Annotated in this window: 21 protein-coding genes; all 21 read right to left on the bottom strand. The window is 53.6% G+C overall.

Annotation, left to right across the window (positions count from 1 at the left end; genetic code table 11):
• Positions 1-36: 36 nt before the first annotated feature.
• Complete coding sequence (locus H0S68_RS24505) at positions 37-876, bottom strand: ABC transporter substrate-binding protein (protein WP_044554285.1); 840 nt, start codon at positions 874-876, stop codon at positions 37-39.
• A 166-nt stretch (positions 877-1,042) separates the two neighbouring features.
• On the bottom strand, positions 1,043-1,777 hold the full coding sequence (gene phoU, locus H0S68_RS24500) for a phosphate signaling complex protein PhoU (protein ID WP_020837725.1): 735 nt from the start codon (positions 1,775-1,777) through the stop codon (positions 1,043-1,045).
• Positions 1,778-1,788: 11 nt separating this feature from the next.
• Positions 1,789-2,559, bottom strand: coding sequence for a phosphate ABC transporter ATP-binding protein PstB (pstB, locus tag H0S68_RS24495; protein WP_369982368.1), 771 nt, complete (start codon positions 2,557-2,559; stop codon positions 1,789-1,791).
• Positions 2,560-2,613: 54 nt separating this feature from the next.
• A complete protein-coding gene (gene pstA, locus H0S68_RS24490; RefSeq protein WP_041415128.1) occupies positions 2,614-3,504 on the bottom strand; it encodes a phosphate ABC transporter permease PstA in 891 nt (296 codons plus the stop codon).
• Position 3,505: 1 nt separating this feature from the next.
• Positions 3,506-4,462, bottom strand: a complete 957-nt coding sequence (pstC, locus tag H0S68_RS24485) for a phosphate ABC transporter permease PstC (protein WP_044554283.1) — start codon at positions 4,460-4,462, stop codon at positions 3,506-3,508.
• Positions 4,463-4,554: 92 nt separating this feature from the next.
• The gene (pstS, locus tag H0S68_RS24480; protein ID WP_020837719.1) at positions 4,555-5,595 is read right to left on the bottom strand and encodes a phosphate ABC transporter substrate-binding protein PstS; all 1,041 of its coding nucleotides are present in this window, start codon (positions 5,593-5,595) and stop codon (positions 4,555-4,557) included.
• A 336-nt stretch (positions 5,596-5,931) separates the two neighbouring features.
• Positions 5,932-7,761 (bottom strand): glutamine--fructose-6-phosphate transaminase (isomerizing), encoded by a 1,830-nt coding sequence (glmS, locus tag H0S68_RS24475; protein ID WP_046374842.1) that lies wholly within the window; start codon positions 7,759-7,761, stop codon positions 5,932-5,934.
• Between the two features lie 291 nt (positions 7,762-8,052).
• Entirely contained in the window at positions 8,053-9,423 is a 1,371-nt protein-coding gene (gene glmU, locus H0S68_RS24470) for a bifunctional UDP-N-acetylglucosamine diphosphorylase/glucosamine-1-phosphate N-acetyltransferase GlmU (protein ID WP_122080488.1), read from the bottom strand.
• Positions 9,424-9,719: 296 nt separating this feature from the next.
• Positions 9,720-10,139, bottom strand: a complete 420-nt coding sequence (locus H0S68_RS24465) for a F0F1 ATP synthase subunit epsilon (protein WP_020837715.1) — start codon at positions 10,137-10,139, stop codon at positions 9,720-9,722.
• A 20-nt stretch (positions 10,140-10,159) separates the two neighbouring features.
• On the bottom strand, positions 10,160-11,542 hold the full coding sequence (gene atpD, locus H0S68_RS24460) for a F0F1 ATP synthase subunit beta (RefSeq protein WP_020837712.1): 1,383 nt from the start codon (positions 11,540-11,542) through the stop codon (positions 10,160-10,162).
• Between the two features lie 32 nt (positions 11,543-11,574).
• Positions 11,575-12,438: a F0F1 ATP synthase subunit gamma gene (gene atpG, locus H0S68_RS24455; RefSeq protein WP_020837711.1), complete on the bottom strand. Its 864-nt coding sequence runs from the start codon at positions 12,436-12,438 to the stop codon at positions 11,575-11,577.
• Positions 12,439-12,496: 58 nt separating this feature from the next.
• On the bottom strand, positions 12,497-14,038 hold the full coding sequence (atpA, locus tag H0S68_RS24450; RefSeq protein ID WP_020837710.1) for a F0F1 ATP synthase subunit alpha: 1,542 nt from the start codon (positions 14,036-14,038) through the stop codon (positions 12,497-12,499).
• Between the two features lie 12 nt (positions 14,039-14,050).
• Entirely contained in the window at positions 14,051-14,584 is a 534-nt protein-coding gene (gene atpH, locus H0S68_RS24445; protein ID WP_020837709.1) for a F0F1 ATP synthase subunit delta, read from the bottom strand.
• 14 nt (positions 14,585-14,598) lie between these two features.
• Positions 14,599-15,069 carry a F0F1 ATP synthase subunit B gene (gene atpF / locus H0S68_RS24440; RefSeq protein ID WP_004950476.1) on the bottom strand — a complete coding sequence of 157 codons (471 nt, stop codon included), beginning with the start codon at positions 15,067-15,069 and terminating at the stop codon, positions 14,599-14,601.
• A 57-nt stretch (positions 15,070-15,126) separates the two neighbouring features.
• Positions 15,127-15,366 (bottom strand): F0F1 ATP synthase subunit C, encoded by a 240-nt coding sequence (atpE, locus tag H0S68_RS24435; RefSeq protein WP_004093904.1) that lies wholly within the window; start codon positions 15,364-15,366, stop codon positions 15,127-15,129.
• Positions 15,367-15,415: 49 nt separating this feature from the next.
• Positions 15,416-16,192: a F0F1 ATP synthase subunit A gene (atpB, locus tag H0S68_RS24430; RefSeq protein WP_020837705.1), complete on the bottom strand. Its 777-nt coding sequence runs from the start codon at positions 16,190-16,192 to the stop codon at positions 15,416-15,418.
• Positions 16,193-16,213: 21 nt separating this feature from the next.
• Positions 16,214-16,597: a F0F1 ATP synthase subunit I gene (gene atpI, locus H0S68_RS24425; protein ID WP_020837704.1), complete on the bottom strand. Its 384-nt coding sequence runs from the start codon at positions 16,595-16,597 to the stop codon at positions 16,214-16,216.
• Between the two features lie 638 nt (positions 16,598-17,235).
• Positions 17,236-17,856 carry a 16S rRNA (guanine(527)-N(7))-methyltransferase RsmG gene (gene rsmG, locus H0S68_RS24420; RefSeq protein WP_410529065.1) on the bottom strand — a complete coding sequence of 207 codons (621 nt, stop codon included), beginning with the start codon at positions 17,854-17,856 and terminating at the stop codon, positions 17,236-17,238.
• Between the two features lie 137 nt (positions 17,857-17,993).
• The gene (gene mnmG / locus H0S68_RS24415; protein ID WP_020837702.1) at positions 17,994-19,883 is read right to left on the bottom strand and encodes a tRNA uridine-5-carboxymethylaminomethyl(34) synthesis enzyme MnmG; all 1,890 of its coding nucleotides are present in this window, start codon (positions 19,881-19,883) and stop codon (positions 17,994-17,996) included.
• A gap of 381 nt (positions 19,884-20,264) precedes the next feature.
• Positions 20,265-20,705, bottom strand: a complete 441-nt coding sequence (gene mioC / locus H0S68_RS24410; protein WP_115060894.1) for an FMN-binding protein MioC — start codon at positions 20,703-20,705, stop codon at positions 20,265-20,267.
• A gap of 97 nt (positions 20,706-20,802) precedes the next feature.
• Entirely contained in the window at positions 20,803-21,264 is a 462-nt protein-coding gene (gene asnC / locus H0S68_RS24405) for a transcriptional regulator AsnC (RefSeq protein WP_004950461.1), read from the bottom strand.
• Positions 21,265-21,339 lie beyond the last annotated feature (75 nt).

Genomic DNA, 21,339 nt, shown 5'->3' with positions numbered 1-21,339 from the left:
TGCGCCCCTCCGTTCTGACTTCACGACCCCGCAGAATCAGGCCTTAGGCTGCTGATCCAGGGGTGCGATGGTGAAATCGCCACGCGGTTGAGCCGTTTTGGTTTCCGGCCCGAACCAGCGATTGTAGATTTTCACCGCTTCGCCGTCTTTTTCCAGTTTGATCAGCGTGTCGTTAACGCTGGCGGTCAGGCGATCTTCGCCTTTGGGAATGCCGACTCCCTGGTACTCTTTGGTAATGCTGAACGGCGAGATCTCGAAGTCAGCTTTCTGGGCGGCCGGCAGGTTGCCGAGCAGGCCCACCAGCTTGGCGTCATCCTGGGTGATCGCCTGCACGTTACCGTTACGCAGCGCCACGAACGCCAGCGGGGTATCGTCGTAAGAGATCACTTTCGCCGTCGGATAATGTTCACGCAGGGTAATTTCCTGCACCGTGCCTTTGTCCGCGCCAATGCGCAGCTTTTTGATGTCTTCCGGGGTTTTCAGTACGCCTTTATGGGCGATAAATTTCTGGCCGGTGGCGAAATACGGCACGCTGAAGTTCACTTCCTTGGCACGCTCGTCGGTAATGGTGAAGTTAGCGGCAATCAGGTCGACCTTTTTCGAGACCAGCAAAGGAATACGGTTGGCCGGGTTGGTGGCTCGCAGCTCAACCTTCACGCCCAGCGCTTTGCCGATCGCATCGGCGACATCCACATCGTAACCCACCAGCTTTTTGCTTTGCGGGTCGATATAACCGAACGGCGGATTGCTGTCGAACACCGCGATACGCACTACGCCGGCTTTCTTGATGTCGTCGAGTTTGTCCGCATGCGCGGCACCGGTGGCGAGGCTGGTCAGGCTGGCTAATAAGGTTAAGGCCAAAGCGCGATGTTTCATGGGGAGCTCCTAAGGGTTGATGTCCTGCTGGCTGCTAAGCTAGCAAGACCCTCTTAGGTCAGGAAATAATATAAAAAGCTATATTTATAACCTTTTTGTCTTTAAGGGTTTTAAACAGCATAAAGGCGCAGTTTTCTGCGCCTTCAGGGGTAACTCTCGGGGGAAATTACTCTTTTTTATCGTCTTTTCCGTCGGATGACAGCAGCTTTTCCAGCGCGTCGCCACCGATATGACGGAAGTCCTGACCTTTGACGAAATAGAAGATAAATTCGCAAATGTTCTGGCAGCGGTCACCGATACGCTCGATCGAACGGGCACAGAATAACGCGGTCAGCACGCTTGGGATAGTACGCGTATCTTCCATCATGTAGGTCATCAACTGGCGTACGATGCCCTCATATTCCTGATCGACCTTCCGGTCTTCGCGGTAAATGCGGATAGCTTCATCTAAATCCATGCGCGCGAAGGCGTCCAGCACGTCGTGCAGCATCTGCACGGTATGGCGACCAAGCGACTCCAGGCTGACCAGCAGTGGCTGGTGCTGGTGCGAGAATTTCTCCAGCGCGGTGCGGCAAATCTTGTCCGCCACGTCGCCGATGCGTTCCAGCTCGGAAATGGTTTTGATGATCGCCATCACCAGACGCAGGTCGCTGGCGGTCGGCTGGCGTTTGGCGATGATCCGTACGCAGGCTTCGTCAATCGCCACTTCCATCATATTGACCTTGGCGTCGCCTTCGATCACGCGCTTGGCCAATTCACCGTCCTGATTGTGCATCGCGGTGATAGCGTCGGTCAGTTGCTGTTCCACCAGCCCGCCCATGGTCAATACCTGGGTGCGGATATGCTCCAGTTCTGCGTTGAACTGGCCGGAAATGTGCTTATTTAAATTCAGGTTATCCATGATGCATCCTATCAACCATAACGGCCGGTGATGTAGTCTTCGGTCTGTTTTTTCTGTGGCGCGGTGAACAGGTTATCAGTATCACTGAACTCGATCAGTTCGCCCAGATACATAAATGCCGTGGAGTCGGAGCAACGCGCGGCCTGCTGCATGTTGTGGGTTACGATCACCACGGTGTAGTCAGACTTCAGTTCGCTGATCAGCTCTTCAATCTTACCGGTGGAAATCGGATCCAGCGCCGAGCAAGGTTCGTCCAGCAATAACACGTCCGGACGAATGGCAATGCCGCGGGCGATGCACAGACGTTGCTGCTGGCCACCCGACAGGCTGTAACCGCTCTGGTGCAGCTTGTCCTTGGTTTCGTTCCACAGCGCCGCCTTGGTCAAGGCCCACTGCACACGCTCATCCATGTCGGCACGTGACAGCTTTTCAAACAGGCGCACGCCGAAGGCGATATTGTCGTAAATCGACATCGGGAACGGCGTCGGCTTCTGGAACACCATGCCGACCTTGGCACGCAGCAGTGCGATATCCGAGTTGTCGGTCAGAATGTTCTGCCCATCCAGCAGAATGCCACCTTCGGCACGCTGCTCGGGGTACAGCTGATACATTTTGTTGAAGGTGCGCAGCAGGGTAGATTTGCCGCAGCCGGACGGGCCGATAAACGCGGTGACCTTGTTCTTGGCGATATCCAGCGTGATGTTTTTCAGCGCATGGAATTTGCCATAGTAGAAGTTCAGATCGCGTACCTGAATTTTGCTGCTGGAAGCGTCAGTAACCATACTCATCAAGACTTCTCTCTTTTCATCAGCGCCGCCACGGCAGCGCTCAAAATTTTATGAATGCTTTTTCTTGGCGAAAACCACACGCGCCAGGATATTCAGTAGCAGTACGCACAGGGTTATCAACAGCACCCCGGCCCAGGCCAGCTCTTGCCATTCGGCGAACGGGCTCATGGCGAATTTGAAAATGGTCACCGGCAGGTTGGCGATCGGCTGCATCAGGTCGGTGCTCCAGAACTGATTCGACAGCGAGGTAAACAGCAACGGTGCGGTTTCCCCTGCGATACGCGCAATCGCCAGCAGCACGCCGGTGATGATGCCGGAGACCGAGGCTTTCAACGTGATGGCGGAAATCATGCGCCATTTCGGCGTGCCCAGCGCATAAGCGGCTTCGCGCAGCGTATCCGGCACCAGCTTCAGCATATTCTCGGTGGTACGGATCACGATCGGTACCTGCAACAGCGCCAACGCGATGATCCCGGCCCAACCGGAGAAGTGTTCCATCTTCGCCACCACGATGGTGTACACGAACAGGCCCACAACAATCGACGGTGCCGATAACAGAATGTCGTTAATAAAACGGATGACTTCCGCCAGCCAGGATTTACGGCCATATTCCGCCAGGTAAATCCCCGCCATGATGCCCAGCGGCGTACCGAACACGGTAGCCCACAGGATCAACAGGCCGCTACCGGCGATGGCGTTTGCCAGGCCACCGCCCGCGGTATTCGGCGGAGGAGTCATTTCGGTGAACAGCGCCAGCGACATGCCGTCGATGCCCTTGGTCACGGTGGAGAACAGGATCCACACCAGCCAGAACAGGCCAAACACCATGGTCGCCATCGACAGGAACAGCGCCAGTCGGTTCTTCTGGCGGCGCCAGGCCTGCATTTTGCGGCGGCTTTCCAGCAGCGCTACGCTATTTTGCATATCCATAGTCGTCACGTTAGCGTCCCTCACTCTTTGCCAGGCGCATCACCATCAGCTTCGACAGCGCCAGCACGATAAAGGTGATAACAAACAGAATCAGCCCCAACTCCATCAACGCGGCTGTGTGCACGCCCGACTCCGCTTCGGCGAATTCGTTGGCCAGTGCAGAGGTGATGCTGTTGCCCGGCATATACAGTGAAGCGCTGTCGAGCTGGTAGGTGTTACCGATGATGAAGGTCACCGCCATGGTTTCCCCCAGCGCACGGCCCAAGCCGAGCATTACACCGCCAATCACGCCATTCTTGGTAAACGGCAATACGATGCGCCAAATCACTTCCCAGGTGGTGCAGCCGATGCCATAGGCCGACTCTTTCATCATCACCGGGGTTTGTTCGAACACGTCGCGCATTACGGCGGCGATATAAGGAATAATCATAATCGCCAGGATCACCCCGGCAGCCAGAATACCGATACCGAACGCCGGGCCAGAGAACAGCTCACCGACAATCGGAATGCCGGACAGCACCTCGCCAACCGGGGTCTGGAAATATTCGGCAAACAGCGGGGCGAACACGAACAGGCCCCACATGCCATAAACGATACTCGGGATCGCGGCCAGCAGCTCAATGGCGATACCCAGCGGGCGCCTCAGCCAGTTTGGTGCCAGCTCGGTCAGGAACAGCGCAATGCCGAAGCTGACGGGTACGGCGATAATCAATGCGATCAGCGAGGTGACGACGGTACCGTAGATCGGTACCAGGGCGCCAAACTGCTCAGCAGGCGCGTCCCATTCTTTGGTCCACAGGAAGGAGAAACCGAATTTCTGTATGCTCGGCCAGGAGGCGAAGATCAGCGAAACAATAATGCCGCCCAGCAACAATAGGGTAATCAGCGCCGCCAGTTTAACCAGCGCGCTGAAGATGACGTCACCATTTTTACTCGGTGCTTTAATGGTCGGCTTGTACTCAGCCATAGATCACTCTCTGTGTTAACCCTGGCAGGCCCAACCTGAATTGAGCCCTGAAAAACTGAGTGGGGCGCGCCGAATCACGCGCCCCTGCGTTGTTAGTACAGCGCTTTACCGGAACTGTCTTTTACGTTGGTTTTCCATGCTGCACGCACCTGCTCGATAACTTCGTTCGGCAGCGTGGCGTAATCCAGGTCGTTAGCCTGCTTGGCGCCGGTTTTATACGCCCAGTCAAAGAACTTCAGAACTTCAGTGCCCTGAGCCGGGTTTTTCTGCTCTTTGTGCACCAGGATGAAGGTGGTGGAGGTAATTGGCCAGGCGTTGTCACCTTTCTGGTTAGTCAGGTCCTGGGCGAAGGTTTTGCTCCAGTCAACGCCTTTAGCGGCGGCGCTGAAGCTCTCTTCTGTTGGGCTAACCGCTTTGCCGTCGGCAGAAATCAGCTTGGTGTAAGCCAGGTTGTTTTGTTTGGCATACGCGTATTCAACGTAACCGATGGAGCCAGGCAGACGCTGTACGAATGCGGCGATGCCGTCATTGCCCTTGCCGCCCAGACCGGTTGGCCAGTTAACGGTAGAACCTGCACCGATTTTCTCTTTCCACTGCGCGTTGGCTTTAGACAGATAGCTGGTGAACACGAAAGAGGTGCCTGAACCGTCCGCGCGACGAACAACCGCAATGTTCTGATCCGGCAGCTTGACGCCTGGGTTCAGCTTGGTGATCGCCGGGTCGTTCCATTTTTTCACGTTGCCCAGGTAGATATCACCCAGGGTTTTCCCATCCAGGGTCAGCTCACCGGATTTGATGCCCGGGATGTTAACGGCCAGCACCACGCCACCGATCACGGTAGGGAACTGGAACAAGCCATCGGCCGCCAGCTTGTCATCACTCAAAGGTGCATCGGAGGCACCAAAGTCAACGGTATTGGCGACGATTTGCTTCACGCCACCAGAAGAGCCGATGCCCTGATAGTTAACTTTGTTGCCGGTTTCTTTCTGATAAGAATCTGCCCACTTGGCATAAACCGGAGCGGGGAATGTCGCACCTGCACCGGTCAGGCTAGCAGCAGCGAACGCGGACACGGCGGTCAGGGAGAAAGTCGCTGCCACAATACTGGCGACGGTGGTACGCATCAGTTTCATAATCCCTCCTAATGGGATATTCAAAAATCGACTTTGAGTCGTTTTCATCAGAGTAAGTATTGCTGCAGGAGGGAAAATAGGACAGTTTGGTGACAGTAAAATGTACGAAATATGACAGTTATATTACAGTGAGAGCACGGATGTGATTACACTATAAAAATCAAACCATTAAACATAAAACCACTCAGTAATTAATCAATAAAAAAACCCTTTCCATCGCCGCTATCCGTTTGAATATGACAACTTTTATCTCCGCTGTAGCACTCTTGTCATATTTGATCCCGTTATGAAAAAAGCCGGCACAGTGGCCGGCTTTTAGAGATTAACAGCAGCGGATTACTCTACGGTGACAGACTTAGCCAGGTTACGCGGCTGGTCAACATCGGTACCTTTGATCAACGCCACATGGTAAGACAGCAGCTGCAACGGCACGGTGTAGAAGATAGGGGCCACGATTTCTTCTACGTGCGGCAATGGAATGATGGTCATGCCTTCGCTGCTGACGAAACCGGCATCCTGATCGGCGAACACATACAGCTGGCCACCGCGCGCGCGAACTTCTTCGATGTTGGATTTCAGTTTTTCCAACAGTTCGTTGTTCGGCGCCACCACGATCACCGGCATATCGGCATCGATCAACGCCAGTGGGCCGTGTTTCAATTCACCGGCCGCATAGGCTTCCGCGTGAATGTAGGAGATCTCCTTCAGCTTCAACGCACCTTCCATGGCGATCGGGTACTGATCGCCACGGCCGAGGAACAGCGCGTGGTGCTTGTCGGAGAAGCCCTCCGCCAGCGCTTCAATGCTTTTGTCCAGCGACAGCATCTGTTCGATACGCGCCGGCAACGCCTGCAGGCCGTGTACGATTTCATGCTCAACGCTTTCCGCCATGCCTTTCAGACGGCCCAAACGCGCCACCAGCATCAACAACACCGCCAACTGGGTGGTGAAGGCCTTGGTAGAGGCCACGCCAATTTCGGTCCCGGCCTTGGTCATCAGCGCCAAATCGGATTCACGCACCAGCGAAGAACCGGCCACGTTACACACCGCCAACGAACCGAGGTAGCCCAATTCCTTCGACAGGCGAAGCGCCGCCAGGGTATCGGCGGTTTCGCCGGACTGTGACAGCGTGATGATCAGGCTGCCCGGACGCACGGCAGATTTGCGGTAACGGAATTCAGACGCGATCTCGACGTCGCAAGGCACACCGGCCAGAGATTCGAACCAATAGCGAGCAACCATGCCAGAGTGGTATGACGTACCGCAGGCAATGATCTGCACATGCTGCACCTTCGCCAGCAGCTCATCGGCGCGCGGTCCCAGCTCGCTCAGGTTGATTTGGCCATGGCTGAAACGCCCTTCCAGGGTGTTTTTCAGCGCCAGCGGCTGTTCGTAAATCTCTTTTTGCATGTAATGGCGGTAAGCGCCTTTATCACCGGCGTCGTATTGCACTTGAGATTCAATCTCAGGGCGTTCAACGGCGTTACCCTGTTTGTCGAAAATGTTGACGGTGCGGCGGGTCATTTCCACCACGTCGCCTTCTTCCAGGAAGATAAAGCGACGGGTCACCGGCAGCAGCGCCAATTGGTCGGATGCCAGGAAGTTTTCACCCACGCCGCGGCCGATCACCAGCGGGCTGCCGGAACGCGCTGCCACCAGCACGCTCGGGTCGCGGCTATCCATTACCACGGTGCCGTAGGCGCCACGCAGCTGTGGGATCACGCGCTGCACCACTTCCAGCAAGCTGCCGCCCTGGCGCTGTTCCCAATGCACCAGGTGAGCAATCACCTCGGTATCGGTCTCGGAGCTGAAGTGATAGCCCCGTTCGATCAGCAATTCACGCAGCGGTTCGTGGTTTTCGATGATGCCGTTATGCACCACGGTAATGTAATCAGAAACATGCGGGTGCGCATTCGCTTCGGTAGGTTCACCGTGCGTTGCCCAGCGGGTGTGAGCAATACCGGTGCCGCCGTGCAAGGGATGTTGTTCCGCGGCTTCGGCCAGTTTATTGACCTTGCCCACGCGGCGTAAACGGTTCACGTTGCCTTCCGCATCCACCACTGCCAAACCGGCTGAGTCATAGCCACGGTACTCAAGGCGGCGTAAACCTTCCAACAGGATCTCTGCAATATCACGTTGCGCTACTGCGCCTACAATTCCACACATCAGTTGTATTCCTAATTAAACGCCTTTCGGGGCGCTTTCGATGTCTTGACCTGATTTTGCCGGTTTTTACCGTGCGTCCCCGAGCCTGTAGAGAATGGGGATTATTATGTTTTGTATTGGGCTCTACATTGGAGCGCAATACAAAACATATTCTTTCTACTACATGCTGCCGCCCAATAGATTTCGAGTTGCAGCTAGGCGGCAAATGTCAGGATCCCCAGGAGCTTACTCAAGTAAGTGACTGGGGTTCTGGCATGAAGCCAACAACGCTGCAGCTCGAAAGATGAAGGGCTATCTCTTTTTCACCGGACGCTGCCAACCCTGGATGTGCACCTGCTTAACGCGGCTCAGCACCAGTTCGTCCTCGCCGATATCACGGGTAACCGTAGTGCCAGCGGCGATGGTAGAGCCTTTGCCGACGGAGACCGGTGCCACCAGTTGGGTATCGGAACCAACAAACACGCCGTCGCCAATAATGGTTTTATGCTTGTTGGCGCCATCATAGTTACAGGTGATAGTACCGGCGCCGATATTCACATCGTCACCAATCTCGGCATCGCCCAGGTAGCTCAGATGGCCCGCCTTGGAACCTTTGCCCAAGCGTGCTTTTTTCATTTCGACGAAGTTGCCGACATGGGCGCCCACCGCCAGCTCTGCACCCGGACGAAGACGGGCGAATGGCCCCACGGTGCATTCCGCTGCCAGCACCGCATCTTCCAATACGCTATACGGGCTGATCTCGCAGTCGTCGCCAATTACGCAGTTTTTCAGCACGCAGCCGGCACCGATTTTCACGCGGTCGCCCAGCTTGACCGAACCTTCAATAATCACGTTGGCATCAATAGAGATGTCGCGACCGTGCACAAGTTCCCCGCGCAGATCAAAACGCGCCGGATCCAACAGCATTACGCCAGCCAGCAGCAACTTTTCAGATTGTTCTGCCTGATAAATGCGCTCAAGTCGCGACAGCTGCAGGCGGTTATTCACGCCTTCCACTTCACTCAGGCGAGATGGATGGACCGCCTCAATTTTCTTGCCGTCGGCATGTGCCAACGCGATGATATCGGTGATATAGAACTCACCCTGCGCGTTGTCGTTGTTCAGCATCCCCAGCCAGCGCTTCAGATCGCGCCCGTTGGCCACCAGGATACCGGTATTGATTTCATTGATCTGACGCTGGGCTTCGCTGGCATCCTTGTGCTCAACAATTCCTACCACAGTATCCTGCTCGCGCACGATACGACCGTAACCGCTCGGATCAGCCAGTTTTACGGTCAGCAGACCAATACCGCCCTGTGGCTTCGCCGCCAGCAGGCGCTGCAGGGTATCGACAGAGATCAGCGGAACGTCACCGTACAGCATCAGCACGTCTTCATCATCGGCAAAATGCGGTGCAGCCTGCTGCATGGCGTGGCCGGTCCCCAACTGCTCGGCCTGCAGCACCCAGTTCAGCGCACTGTCGGTCAGGGTCTTTTTCAGCAACTCACCGCCGTGGCCGTAGACCAAATGGACGTTTTGCGCGCCCAGTTTCATCGCGGCATCAATGACGTGCTGCACCATCGGCTTACCGGCCAATGGATGTAACACCTTGGGAAGATCGGAATACATGCGTGTTCCCTTGCCCGCGGCGAGGATCACCACACTCATTGCGCTGTTCGACATAAGCAACCTGATAACTCCATTTTGATAGACGAAAGTAGAACTCTTTAGTGACGATATTACTACATATTTCTCTGCACGAACCCGGCGCAGGCCATGGGGCACTAGGCGCGCCACAGTTAACATTCAGATAACCCCAGTCTGGGTGGAACTGTCGGCGATCGGAGACATTTTTAGCCTCTCTCGAGGGTTATACATCACAATGCCCACCGGGTTGAAATGCTTATTTTAAAGCAAAAAAAAAGCGACCAAATAGGCCGCTTTCTTAATTTTGGTTGCGTTATGCACGCGCCAAAATGTTACATCGCTCTTCTGGTGAGCTCGATAACGCGCAGTTTTGCGATCGCTTTCGCCAGTTCCGCAGATGCCTGAGCATAGTCGACATCGCCATGAGAGCTACGGATGTGCTCTTCAGCTTTACGCTTAGCTTCCAGCGCTCTCGCTTCGTCGAGGTCCGTTCCACGGATGGCAGTGTCTGCCAACACGGTGACCACGCTCGGCTGTACCTCAAGGATACCGCCGGACAGGTAGATGAACTCTTCTTCACCGTGCTGTTTAACAATACGCACCATGCCAGGCTTGATGGCAGTCAGCAGCGGCGCATGGCCAGGGAAAATCCCCAGTTCGCCTTCGCTACCTGTCACCTGGATCTTTTGCACCAGGCCGGAAAACATATGTTTTTCCGCGCTGACTACATCCAGATGGTAAGTCATAGCCATATCACCCTCCTCTCAAGGCGTTACAGTTTCTTGGCTTTTTCCACTGCTTCTTCAATGGCGCCAACCATGTAGAACGCTTGTTCAGGCAGGTGGTCATAGTCGCCGTCCATAATGCCTTTGAAACCACGAATGGTGTCTTTCAGCGATACGAACTTGCCCGGAGAACCGGTGAAGACTTCTGCCACGAAGAACGGCTGAGACAGGAAGCGTTGGATTTTACGCGCACGGGATACGACCAGTTTGTCATCTTCTGACAGCTCGTCCATACCCAGGATTGCGATGATATCTTTCAGTTCCTGGTAGCGTTGCAGAATAGACTGCACGCCACGCGCTACATCGTAGTGCTCCTGGCCAACTACCAGCGGATCCAGCTGACGGCTGGTGGAATCCAGCGGGTCAACGGCCGGGTAGATACCCAGAGAAGCGATATTACGGCTCAGTACCACGGTTGCATCCAAGTGAGCAAAGGTGGTGGCTGGTGACGGGTCAGTCAAGTCATCCGCAGGAACGTAAACGGCCTGTACGGAAGTGATAGAACCGGTCTTGGTAGAGGTGATACGTTCTTGCAGAACGCCCATCTCTTCCGCCAGCGTTGGCTGATAACCTACCGCAGATGGCATACGGCCCAGAAGTGCGGACACTTCGGTACCGGCCAGGGTATAACGGTAAATGTTATCAACGAACAGCAGAACGTCGCGGCCTTCGTCACGGAATTTCTCCGCCATGGTCAGACCGGTCAGAGCAACGCGCAGACGGTTACCCGGTGGCTCGTTCATCTGGCCGTAAACCAGGGATACTTTGTCCAGTACGTTGGAGTCGTTCATTTCGTGGTAGAAGTCGTTACCCTCACGAGTACGCTCACCCACGCCTGCAAACACGGAATAACCGGAGTGCTCGATCGCGATGTTACGGATCAGCTCCATCATGTTTACGGTTTTACCCACACCAGCACCACCGAACAGACCAACTTTACCGCCCTTAGCGAACGGACAAATCAGGTCCATAACCTTGATACCGGTTTCCAGCAGATCCTGGGAGTTGGACAAATCTTCGTAGCTTGGCGCCGGACGGTGAATCGCCCAACGTTCTTCTTCGCCGATGTCGCCTTTCATGTCGATTGGTTCACCCAATACGTTCATGATACGGCCCAGGGTAGCTTTACCTACCGGTACTTCAATTGGGTGTTCCAGATCGTTCACTTTCAGACCGCGGCGCAGACCATCTGAGGTCCCCATCGCGATACAGCGAACTACGCCACCGCCCAACTGCTGCTGAACTTCCAGCACCAGCTTCTCGGTACCGTTTTCTACCTCAAGAGCATTGTACACTTTTGGTACGGCATCCTGAGGGAACTCGACGTCCACTACGGCGCCGATTACCTGGATAATCTTTCCAGTAGCCATCTTGAATCCTCTACGTAATTCGTAAACCTAGCTTAAACCGCGGAGGCTCCCGAAACGATCTCGGTGAGTTCCTGAGTGATGCTGGCCTGACGAGCCTTGTTGTATACCAACTGCAGCTCTTTGATCAGGCTACCGCCGTTATCGGTTGCGGCTTTCATCGCTACCATTCGTGCGGCCTGCTCGCTGGCCAGGTTTTCCACGACGCCCTGATAAACTTGCGATTCCACATAGCGGCGCAGCAAGGTATCAAGCAGCACTTTTGGATCGGGTTCATACAGGTAATCCCAAGATTTTTTCTTCAGCTCACCGTCATCGGAAGGCGGCAACGGCAGCAGCTGAATAATCTGTGGTTCCTGGGACATCGTATTGATAAATTTGTTGCTGACAATGTACAGCTTGTCCAAACGACCTTCGTCGTAGGCTTGCAGCATCACTTTCACCGGACCGATCAGTTCCGACAGGGAAGGTTTATCCCCCATGCCGGTAACCTGGGCAACCACGTTGCCGCCCACGGAACCAAAGAAAGAGGCCGCTTTAGAGCCAATCAGCGCCAAATCAACTTCAACGCCTTTTTCGGACCAGCCTTTCATCTCTGCCAACAGACGCTTGAACAGGTTGATGTTCAAGCCGCCACAGAGACCACGGTCAGTAGACACCACCAGATACCCGACGCGCTTAACGTCACGCTCATCCAGGTACGGGTGCTTATATTCCAGATTACCCAACGCAAGGTGACCAATCACTTTGCGCATGGTCTCTGCATAAGGACGGCTGGCCGCCATGCGTTCCTGCGATTTACGCATTTTGGAGGCGGCGACCATTTCCATCGCTTTAGTGATCTTTTGCGTGTTTTGCACGCTCGCGATCTTACTACGTATCTCTTTTGCGCCGGCCATCTCTGCTTCTCCTCATTGCCAGACGGCCTGCTGTCTTTCAACTGCAGGCCGCTGAGCGTTACCAGGACTGGGTTTTCTTGAAGGTCTCGAGGACGGCTTTCAGTTTGCCCTCGATCTCATCGTTGAAATTGCCAGTTTGGTTGATGTGGTTCAGCAACTCGGCATGCTCGCGGTCTGCGTAAGCAACCAGCGCGGCTTCGAAGCTCACGACTTTCGCGACTTCAACGTCGTTCAGGTAGCCACGTTCTGCGGCAAACAGCACCAGAGACTGTTGTGCGACGGACATCGGCGCATACTGTTTCTGTTTCAGCAGCTCGGTCACTTTCTGACCGTGGCTCAACTGTTTGCGGGTCGCATCATCCAGATCGGAAGCGAACTGAGAGAACGCAGCCAGTTCACGGTACTGTGCCAGCGCGGTACGAATACCACCGGACAGTTTTTTCATGATCTTGGTTTGCGCTGCACCGCCCACACGGGATACGGAGATACCCGGGTTAACCGCCGGACGAATACCGGAGTTAAACAGGTTGGATTCCAGGAAGATCTGACCATCGGTAATCGAGATTACGTTGGTCGGAACGAACGCGGAAACGTCACCTGCCTGGGTTTCAATGATCGGCAGAGCGGTCAGTGAACCGGTTTGGCCTTTGACTTCACCTTTGGTGAAGGCTTCAACGTAGTCGGCGTTAACACGCGCAGCACGCTCCAGCAAACGGGAGTGGAGGTAGAATACGTCGCCTGGGTAAGCTTCACGACCTGGTGGACGACGAAGCAGCAGGGAAATCTGACGGTAAGCAACGGCCTGTTTGGACAGGTCATCATAAACGATCAGTGCATCTTCACCGCGGTCACGGAAGTATTCGCCCATCGCACAACCGGCATAAGGCGCCAGGTATTGCAGTGCAGCGGATTCAGACGCGGTAGCAACCACAACGATGGTGTTTGCCAGTGCGCCGTGCTCTTCCAGCTTGCGCACCACGTTAGCGATGGTAGACGCTTTCTGGCCGATAGCCACGTAAACACATTTGATGCCGGAGTCGCGTTGGTTGATGATCGCATCGATAGCCAGAGCGGTTTTACCGGTCTGACGGTCACCGATCACCAGCTCACGCTGGCCACGGCCGATTGGGATCATGGCGTCGACAGATTTGTAGCCAGTTTGAACCGGCTGATCTACGGACTGACGCTCGATAACACCAGGGGCGATAGCTTCAACCGGGGAGAAACCGTCGTTATCAACCGGGCCTTTACCGTCGATAGGTGCACCCAGGGTGTTAACTACACGGCCCAGCAGGCCACGGCCAACCGGAACTTCCAGAATACGGCCGGTACATTTTACCTTCATGCCTTCGGCCAGATCCGAGTACGGACCCATAACCACGGCACCTACGGAGTCACGCTCCAGGTTCAATGCGATTGCGTAACGGTTGCCTGGCAGTGCGATCATTTCGCCCTGCATAACTTCGGCCAGACCGTGTACGCGGATGATCCCGTCGCTGACGGAAACAATAGTACCTTCATTGTGAGCTTCGCTCACCACATTGAACTGAGCAATGCGCTGCTTGATCAGTTCGCTGATTTCGGTGGAATTCAGTTGCATGCTCCAGTCCCCTTAAGACTGCAAGACGTCTGTCAGGCGTTCAAGACGACCGCGAACGCTGCCATCAATCACCATATCGCCAGCACGGATAATTACGCCGGCCAGTACAGACTTGTCAATTTTGCAATTCAGCTTAACTTTGCGTGACAGACGTTTTTCCATCGCAGCGGCAATATTAGCCTGCTGTTTGTCGCTCAGTGCGCTCGCAGAGAGCACGTCGACTTCGACGGTGGATTCCAGCAAGGCGCGCAGTTCGTTGAACTGCTGCAGCACGGCAGGAAGAACCAGTAAACGTCCATTTTCGGCCATTACACGGATAAAGTTCTGGCCATGTTCGTCGAGTTGATCGCCACATACCGCGATGAACGTCTTGGACAGCGTCTCTGGCGCCATAGCGCCAGACAGCAGTTCAGAAATCTGTTCATTGCGAGTGACATCAGCAGCAAACGCCAGCATATCTTGCCAGCGCTCTACGCTTTGATGCTCAACGGCAAAGTCAAAAGCTGCTTTGGCGTAGGGGCGAGCTACAGTTACAAATTCAGACATCAGCCCCTCCCTCCTTACAGTTCAGCGACCAGTTTATCAACGATGTCGCTGTTAGCAGCTTCATCCACGGAACGTTCGATGATCTTCTCGGCGCCGGCAATTGCCAGCATCGCGACTTGCTTACGCAACTCTTCACGAGCGCGCTTACGTTCGGCTTCGATCTCAGCCTGAGCCTGCGCCACGATTTTGTTACGTTCCTGCTCGGCTTCGGCTTTCGCTTCATCCATGATCTGAGCTTTGCGTTTGTTTGCTTGCTCGATGATCACCTGAGCTTCTGCTTTAGCAGTTTTCAGCTGGTCGGTCGCATTGGCTTGCGCTAAGTCCAAATCTTTTTTGGCACGTTCTGCAGAAGCGAGACCGTCAGCAATTTCTCCCTGACGCTTCTCGATGGCTGCCATAATCGGCGGCCATACATACTTCATGCAGAACCAGACAAACAGAACGAACGCGATGGCCTGGCCGAGGATTGTTGCGTTAAGATTCACAGCACAATGCCTCTTTAAAAGTTAATAGTGTGGTTTCAGTGTAGAGAAATTCTCTACTTACGCGACAGCGAACATCACGTACAGACCCAGACCAACAGCGATCATCGGGATGGCGTCAACCAGACCCATAACGATAAAGAACTGTGTACGCAGCAGAGGAATCAGGTCAGGCTGACGAGCAGCGCCTTCCAAGAATTTACCACCCAGGATGCCGATACCGATCGCAGCACCGATTGCCGCTAAACCCATCATCACAGCGGCAGCCATGTACAGCAGATCCATACTCAGGTTTTCCATGACAGTCTCCAGTTTGTTTCAGTTTAAAAGTGCAAGTGTTTTAAGAAAATCAGTGCTCTTCAGATGCCATCGAGAGATAGACAATCGTCAGAACCATGAAAATAAAGGCTTGAAGCGTAATGATCAGGATGTGGAAAATAGCCCAAGGCAAGCTCAGGACCCACTGTGACCACCACGGCAACAGGCCGGCAATCAGGATGAAGATCAACTCACCCGCATACATGTTGCCGAACAGTCGCAGGCCCAGTGAAACAGGCTTGGACAGCAGGCTGACACCTTCAAGGATCAGGTTGATAGGAATGAATACAGGGTGGTTGAACGGCTGCATGGTTAACTCTTTAACGAACCCACCAACGCCTTTCATTTTAATGCTATAGAACAGAATCAGGATAAATACGCCCAACGCCATCGACAGGGTGACGTTCACGTCAGCCGTAGGCACCACACGCAGTGCCGGCAGACCGAGCTGGGCACCGATGAATGGCAGGAAGTCGACCGGGATCAGGTCCATCATGTTCATCAGGAATACCCAGACAAACACCGTCAGCGCCAGCGGAGCAATTACCTTGCTCTTGCCGTGGTACATATCGCGTACGCTGCTGTCGACAAACCCGACGACCAGTTCCACTGCGGTTTGCAGCTTACCCGGTACGCCGCTGGTGGCGTTTTTGGCAACCCGGCGGAAAATCACCAGGAACAGAACCCCGAGGACAACGGAGAAAAACATCGAGTCGAGGTTAATCGACCAAAAACCAGTCCCGACCTGAAGTTGCGTCAGGTGGTGACCGATATACTCCTGTGGACTGTTGTATCCCTCTGCAGACATGATGCCTCTACCCTTATTTAGTTAATTTCGGTAACTGTTAATCACGGCGGGTGCGATAATTTGCACCGCTAACACCGCTAAATAGGTCAGGCCAAGCGGTATAAACTCCGCTTTGAACACCCCAAGCGCCACGATCAACAAAACTATGGTGATCAAGACCTTTAACCCCTCGCCGATGGCGAATGACCAGGCGACCCGACCGGGTGCCTGCGTCTGCGTCTGATGACGCAAGGCAAACAGCATAAACATGGTACTCGGCAACCAGGCTGCGAGACCGCCCGCCAGTGCCGAACCGCTCCATTCCAGGCTTTTCAGACCGAAGGCAGCGCTGATCAAAACAAAAGTCATTAACTGCAGAAACAGCAATTTACGAGCAACTTTTCCGCTGTAAAGGGACACAGACATGACGTTTGTTCTCTCCGTACCCCAGAGGGGGTATGCTGAGTGACGTATAAAACTGTTTTTACTGATCTGAGTCAAGCAGCAAAAAACGAGCAAATTATACGGGGCATACCAACGAATTCAATCGATAAGTAGCGAAAAGGTGAACAATTATTTAAATTCCCCCATTTCAGGCTATTTTCACAAGAAAACGGTCGGAATATAGGGCGCATTAAATTGTCTGATTATTCCAGCGTTACAGTACGAAACGTCGAACCGCTCACAATAATGCCTCTTTCTGATTTATAACTCACCGACGTGTAAACCGTCTTTAGCAAATTGAGTGATCAAAAAACATTATAAATCAAAATATTACAAGTTAACCGTTCAAAAACAATCCATCTACTCGGTAAAAACCTTTTATTGACAGCTTGTCGCGTAATATTACAACAGCCAATTAACATTAGCGCCAAAGCAGAATCGTTAACTTATCGTTGCTAACGTGACTATTTCGAATTGCAATTACTCTATTGTCGCTAATTGGCGGCTATTTTTGTGTTAATAAAAAGTAAATTAACTAAAAAAACCGCCATTTGATTAGCCTGCTTACATTTACTCTGGGCACTATCTTTTAATTCACGCTTATTTGATCAAAAACAAACTCAGTTTGCTTTAAGTATCACCAAATGACGTTCGCCTTCGAGTTCCGGCACCTGCAAGCGCACCACCGACTCGAGTTCGATACCTTCCGGCAGCTGCGTCAGCTCTTCATCAGGACGAACCCCTTTCAGCGCGTAGAAACGCCCCAGCCCTTTCGCCGGCAAATGGTGGCACCAGGACAGCATGTCCTGCAGCGAAGCAAAAGCACGGCTGATCACACCGTCAAACGGTGGTTCGGCCGGGAACTCCTCAACGCGGCTCTGTACCGGCTCAATGTTGGTCAGGCCCAGTTCGTGCTGCACCTGACGCAGGAAGCGTACGCGCTTGCCCAGGCTGTCCAGCAAGGTGAAATGGGAATCAGGACGAACGATCGCCAACGGAATGCCCGGCAGACCGGGGCCGGTGCCTACGTCGATAAAACGGGAGCCCTGCAAATGCGGGTTTACCACGATGCTGTCGAGAATATGGCGTACCAGCATTTGCTGAGGATCGCGCACCGAGGTGAGGTTATAAGCCTTGTTCCACTTGTCCAGCATGCCGACATAGCCCAGCAATTGCTGTTTTTGCTGATCGGGAAGCGCAATGCCTGCTGCAGTGAGCAGCGAGTCTAATTTTTTCTGCACAACGGGTCCTCTGACTGGCGTGGAACGACTAGCCAAATTGGGGCTTGCCAAGAAGCCAAGCATGATAATTCAGGCACGGGACGATGTCAGCGACCGTTTGTCTATCAAGTAGACAAACGGTCGCACAAAAACAAGATTTATGCGCTGCGGCGCAGCAAACCCTGCTTTTTCAGCCAGATCAGCAAAATTGAGATCGCCGCCGGTGTGATGCCGGAGATGCGTGAAGCCTGGCCGATCGAGTTCGGCTTATGGTCATTCAATTTGGCAATCACTTCATTCGACAAGCCGGAAACTTGCTGATAATCGAGATCCAACGGCAGTACGGTGTTTTCGTTACGCTGCTGTTTTTCGATCTCTTCCTGCTGACGAGCGATGTAGCCTTCGTATTTTACCTGGATCTCAACCTGCTCTGCGGCCTGGGTATCGGCCAACGGCGGCGCAAATGCGGCTACGGAGGTCAGCTGTTGGTAATCCATTTCAGGGCGACGCAGCAACTCTTCGCCATTCGCTTCACGCGACAGCGGCGCTTTCAGCAGTACGTTGACCTGATCGACATTCTCCGCATGTGGGTGCATCCAGATGTCGCGCAGGCGCTGACGTTCTTGTTCGATGTGCTCCAGCTTTTCGCTAAAGCGCGCCCAGCGGGCATCGTCCACCAGACCCAGTTCGCGGCCTTTTTCGGTCAGTCGCAGATCGGCATTGTCTTCGCGCAGCATCAGACGGTATTCGGCGCGTGAAGTGAACATGCGATACGGTTCTTTGGTACCCAGGGTACTGAGATCGTCCACCAGCACGCCGAGGTAAGCCTGATCGCGACGTGGTGACCAGCCTTCATCTTCGTTGGCATAACGTCCGGCATTCAAACCGGCCAGCAGGCCCTGTGCAGCGGCTTCTTCGTAGCCAGTGGTGCCGTTAATCTGACCGGCGAAGAACAAGCCTTGGATAAATTTGCTTTCCAGCGTCGGTTTTAAATCGCGCGGATCGAAGAAATCATACTCGATGGCATAACCCGGACGAACGATACGGGCATTCTGCATCCCTTCCATCGAACGAACGATCTGCATCTGTACGTCAAACGGCAGGCTGGTGGAAATGCCGTTAGGATAAATTTCGTTGCTGGTCAGGCCTTCCGGTTCAAGGAAGATCTGGTGAGCGTTACGATCGGCAAAGCGCATGACTTTGTCTTCGATCGATGGGCAATAGCGTGGGCCGATCCCTTCGATGATCCCGGCATACATCGGGCTGCGATCGAGGTTATTGCGGATCACGTCATGGGTTTTTTCGTTGGTATGGGTGATGTAGCACGCCATTTGCTCCGGGTGTTGCCCGGCATTGCCCATAAACGAGAACACCGGGATCGGTGTATCACCGTGTTGCGGCGTCAGAACGCTGAAATCGATAGTGCGTGCATCGATACGCGGTGGCGTACCTGTTTTCAAGCGATTAACGCGCAAAGGCAATTCACGCAGGCGCTGTGACAACGAGATCGACGGAGGATCCCCGGCGCGGCCTCCGCTGTAGTTTTCCAGACCGATATGGATCTTGCCATCCAGGAAGGTGCCGACGGTCAGTACCACCGCTTTGGCACGGAACTTCAGCCCCATTTGGGTTACCGCACCGACAACGCGATCGTTTTCCACAATCAGATCTTCGACCGGCTGCTGGAAGAGAGTCAGGTTAGGCTGGTTCTCCAGGGCGGTGCGTACAGCCTGCCGATACAGTACGCGGTCAGCCTGGGCACGAGTGGCTCGCACCGCCGGGCCTTTGCTGGCGTTTAGTATCCTAAACTGGATGCCGGCATGGTCAATCGCCGTGGCCATCAGGCCGCCAAGTGCATCAATTTCCTTAACCAGATGCCCTTTACCAATACCGCCAATCGCCGGGTTGCAAGACATCTGCCCCAGCGTATCGATATTGTGTGTCAATAATAAAGTCTGACGCCCCATGCGTGCCGCAGCCATTGCGGCTTCGGTACCGGCATGGCCACCACCGATGATGATGACGTCAAATTGCTCTGGATAAAACATGGAACTGCACCTCGCCGTATTGCGAACGATCGTTGTTTGCCCTGGGGAGGGCGATTCTACTCAAGTTTAGTCGATCGACCAAGTGGTCAGGATCGTCGGTAATTAAAAGAAGATCTTTTTTATTTAAAGATCTCTTTATTAGATCTCTTATTAGGATCGCGATCTTCTGTGGATAAGTGATTATTCGTGATTGAGATCAGCGGATTAAGGAGGATCGTTAGCTGTGAATGATCGGTGATCCTATAGCTTATAAGCTGGGATCTAAATGGCATGTTATGCACAGGACAAAAAGCGACCTAAGGTTGTTATTGGGATAACTACCGCTTTTACCCTGCTTTTAAGCATAGTTATCCACAATCGTTCGGGTGATCTTTGAACAAATTAGAGTAAATTAATCCAAATTTTCACCCATTCCTCTGCCGGATCCTCAGGAATTTCGTGTTCAGTCACGTCGATCTCGAGCCGATCGCCGATCCTTTTCGCCCCGCGAGCGATCAGAAGATCGTCGATCCGTTGGATCGCACCACAGAAAGTGTCGTATTCCGAGCTACCCAAACCGACTGCGCCGAACTGCACCTGGGATAAGTCAGGAAGCTGTTCTTCTATTTGTTCCAGCAGCGGTTGCAGGTTATCCGGTAAATCGCCAGCACCGTGGGTAGAAGACACCACCAGCCAGCGCCCGGACAGGGTCAGTTCATCCAATTCAGGGCCGTGCAGGGTTTCGGTCGTAAAACCCGCAGCTTCCAGTTTTTCAGCCAAGTGCTCGGCTACGTACTCGGCGCTGCCAAGCGTACTGCCACTGATCAGAGTAATGTCTGCCATGAAATGAATGATCCCAGCCTTCTCAAAGTGGCAGCATTGTACGCTGTGAATCGGCTGGGATCTACCTGTGGATAATATGGGTATAGTAATTAATTGGCTAGGGCGTGATGGTACGCATGATGGGGTTCTGCAGCGAGATCAGCGTTTCGGTGGACTGGATCTCGTCAATGGTCTGGATCTTGTTGATAAGTACCTGTTGCAACGCATCTATTGAGCGGCACATCACTTTGATAAACACGCTGTAGTGGCCGGTGGTGTAGTAAGCCTCAACCACTTCTTCCAGGCTTTCGAGCTTTTTCAGTGCCGAAGGATAGTCTTTAGCACTCTTTAATATAATGCCGATAAAACAGCAGACATCGTAACCCAGGCGTTTGGGGTTCACGTCTACCCGCGCACCGGTGATGATACCGGCCTGCTTCATCTTTTCTACTCGCACATGAATGGTACCGGGACTGACGGCAAAGTTCTTGGCCAGTTCGGCGTAAGGCGTGCGGGCATTCTCCATCAAAGCGTTAAGAATGCCGCGATCGAGATTATCGATCTGATAATTTTCAGCCATTTAATCCCCCACTAATTGCTGATTGTTGAATTATTACCGCTTCAAAATGAACGATTAAAAGTGAAAAGGCAATAT

Source organism: Serratia sp. AXJ-M (assembly GCF_046531865.1).
Taxonomy (GTDB): Bacteria; Pseudomonadota; Gammaproteobacteria; order Enterobacterales; family Enterobacteriaceae; genus Serratia; species Serratia liquefaciens.
This window is presented reverse-complemented; position numbering and strand designations above follow the sequence as displayed.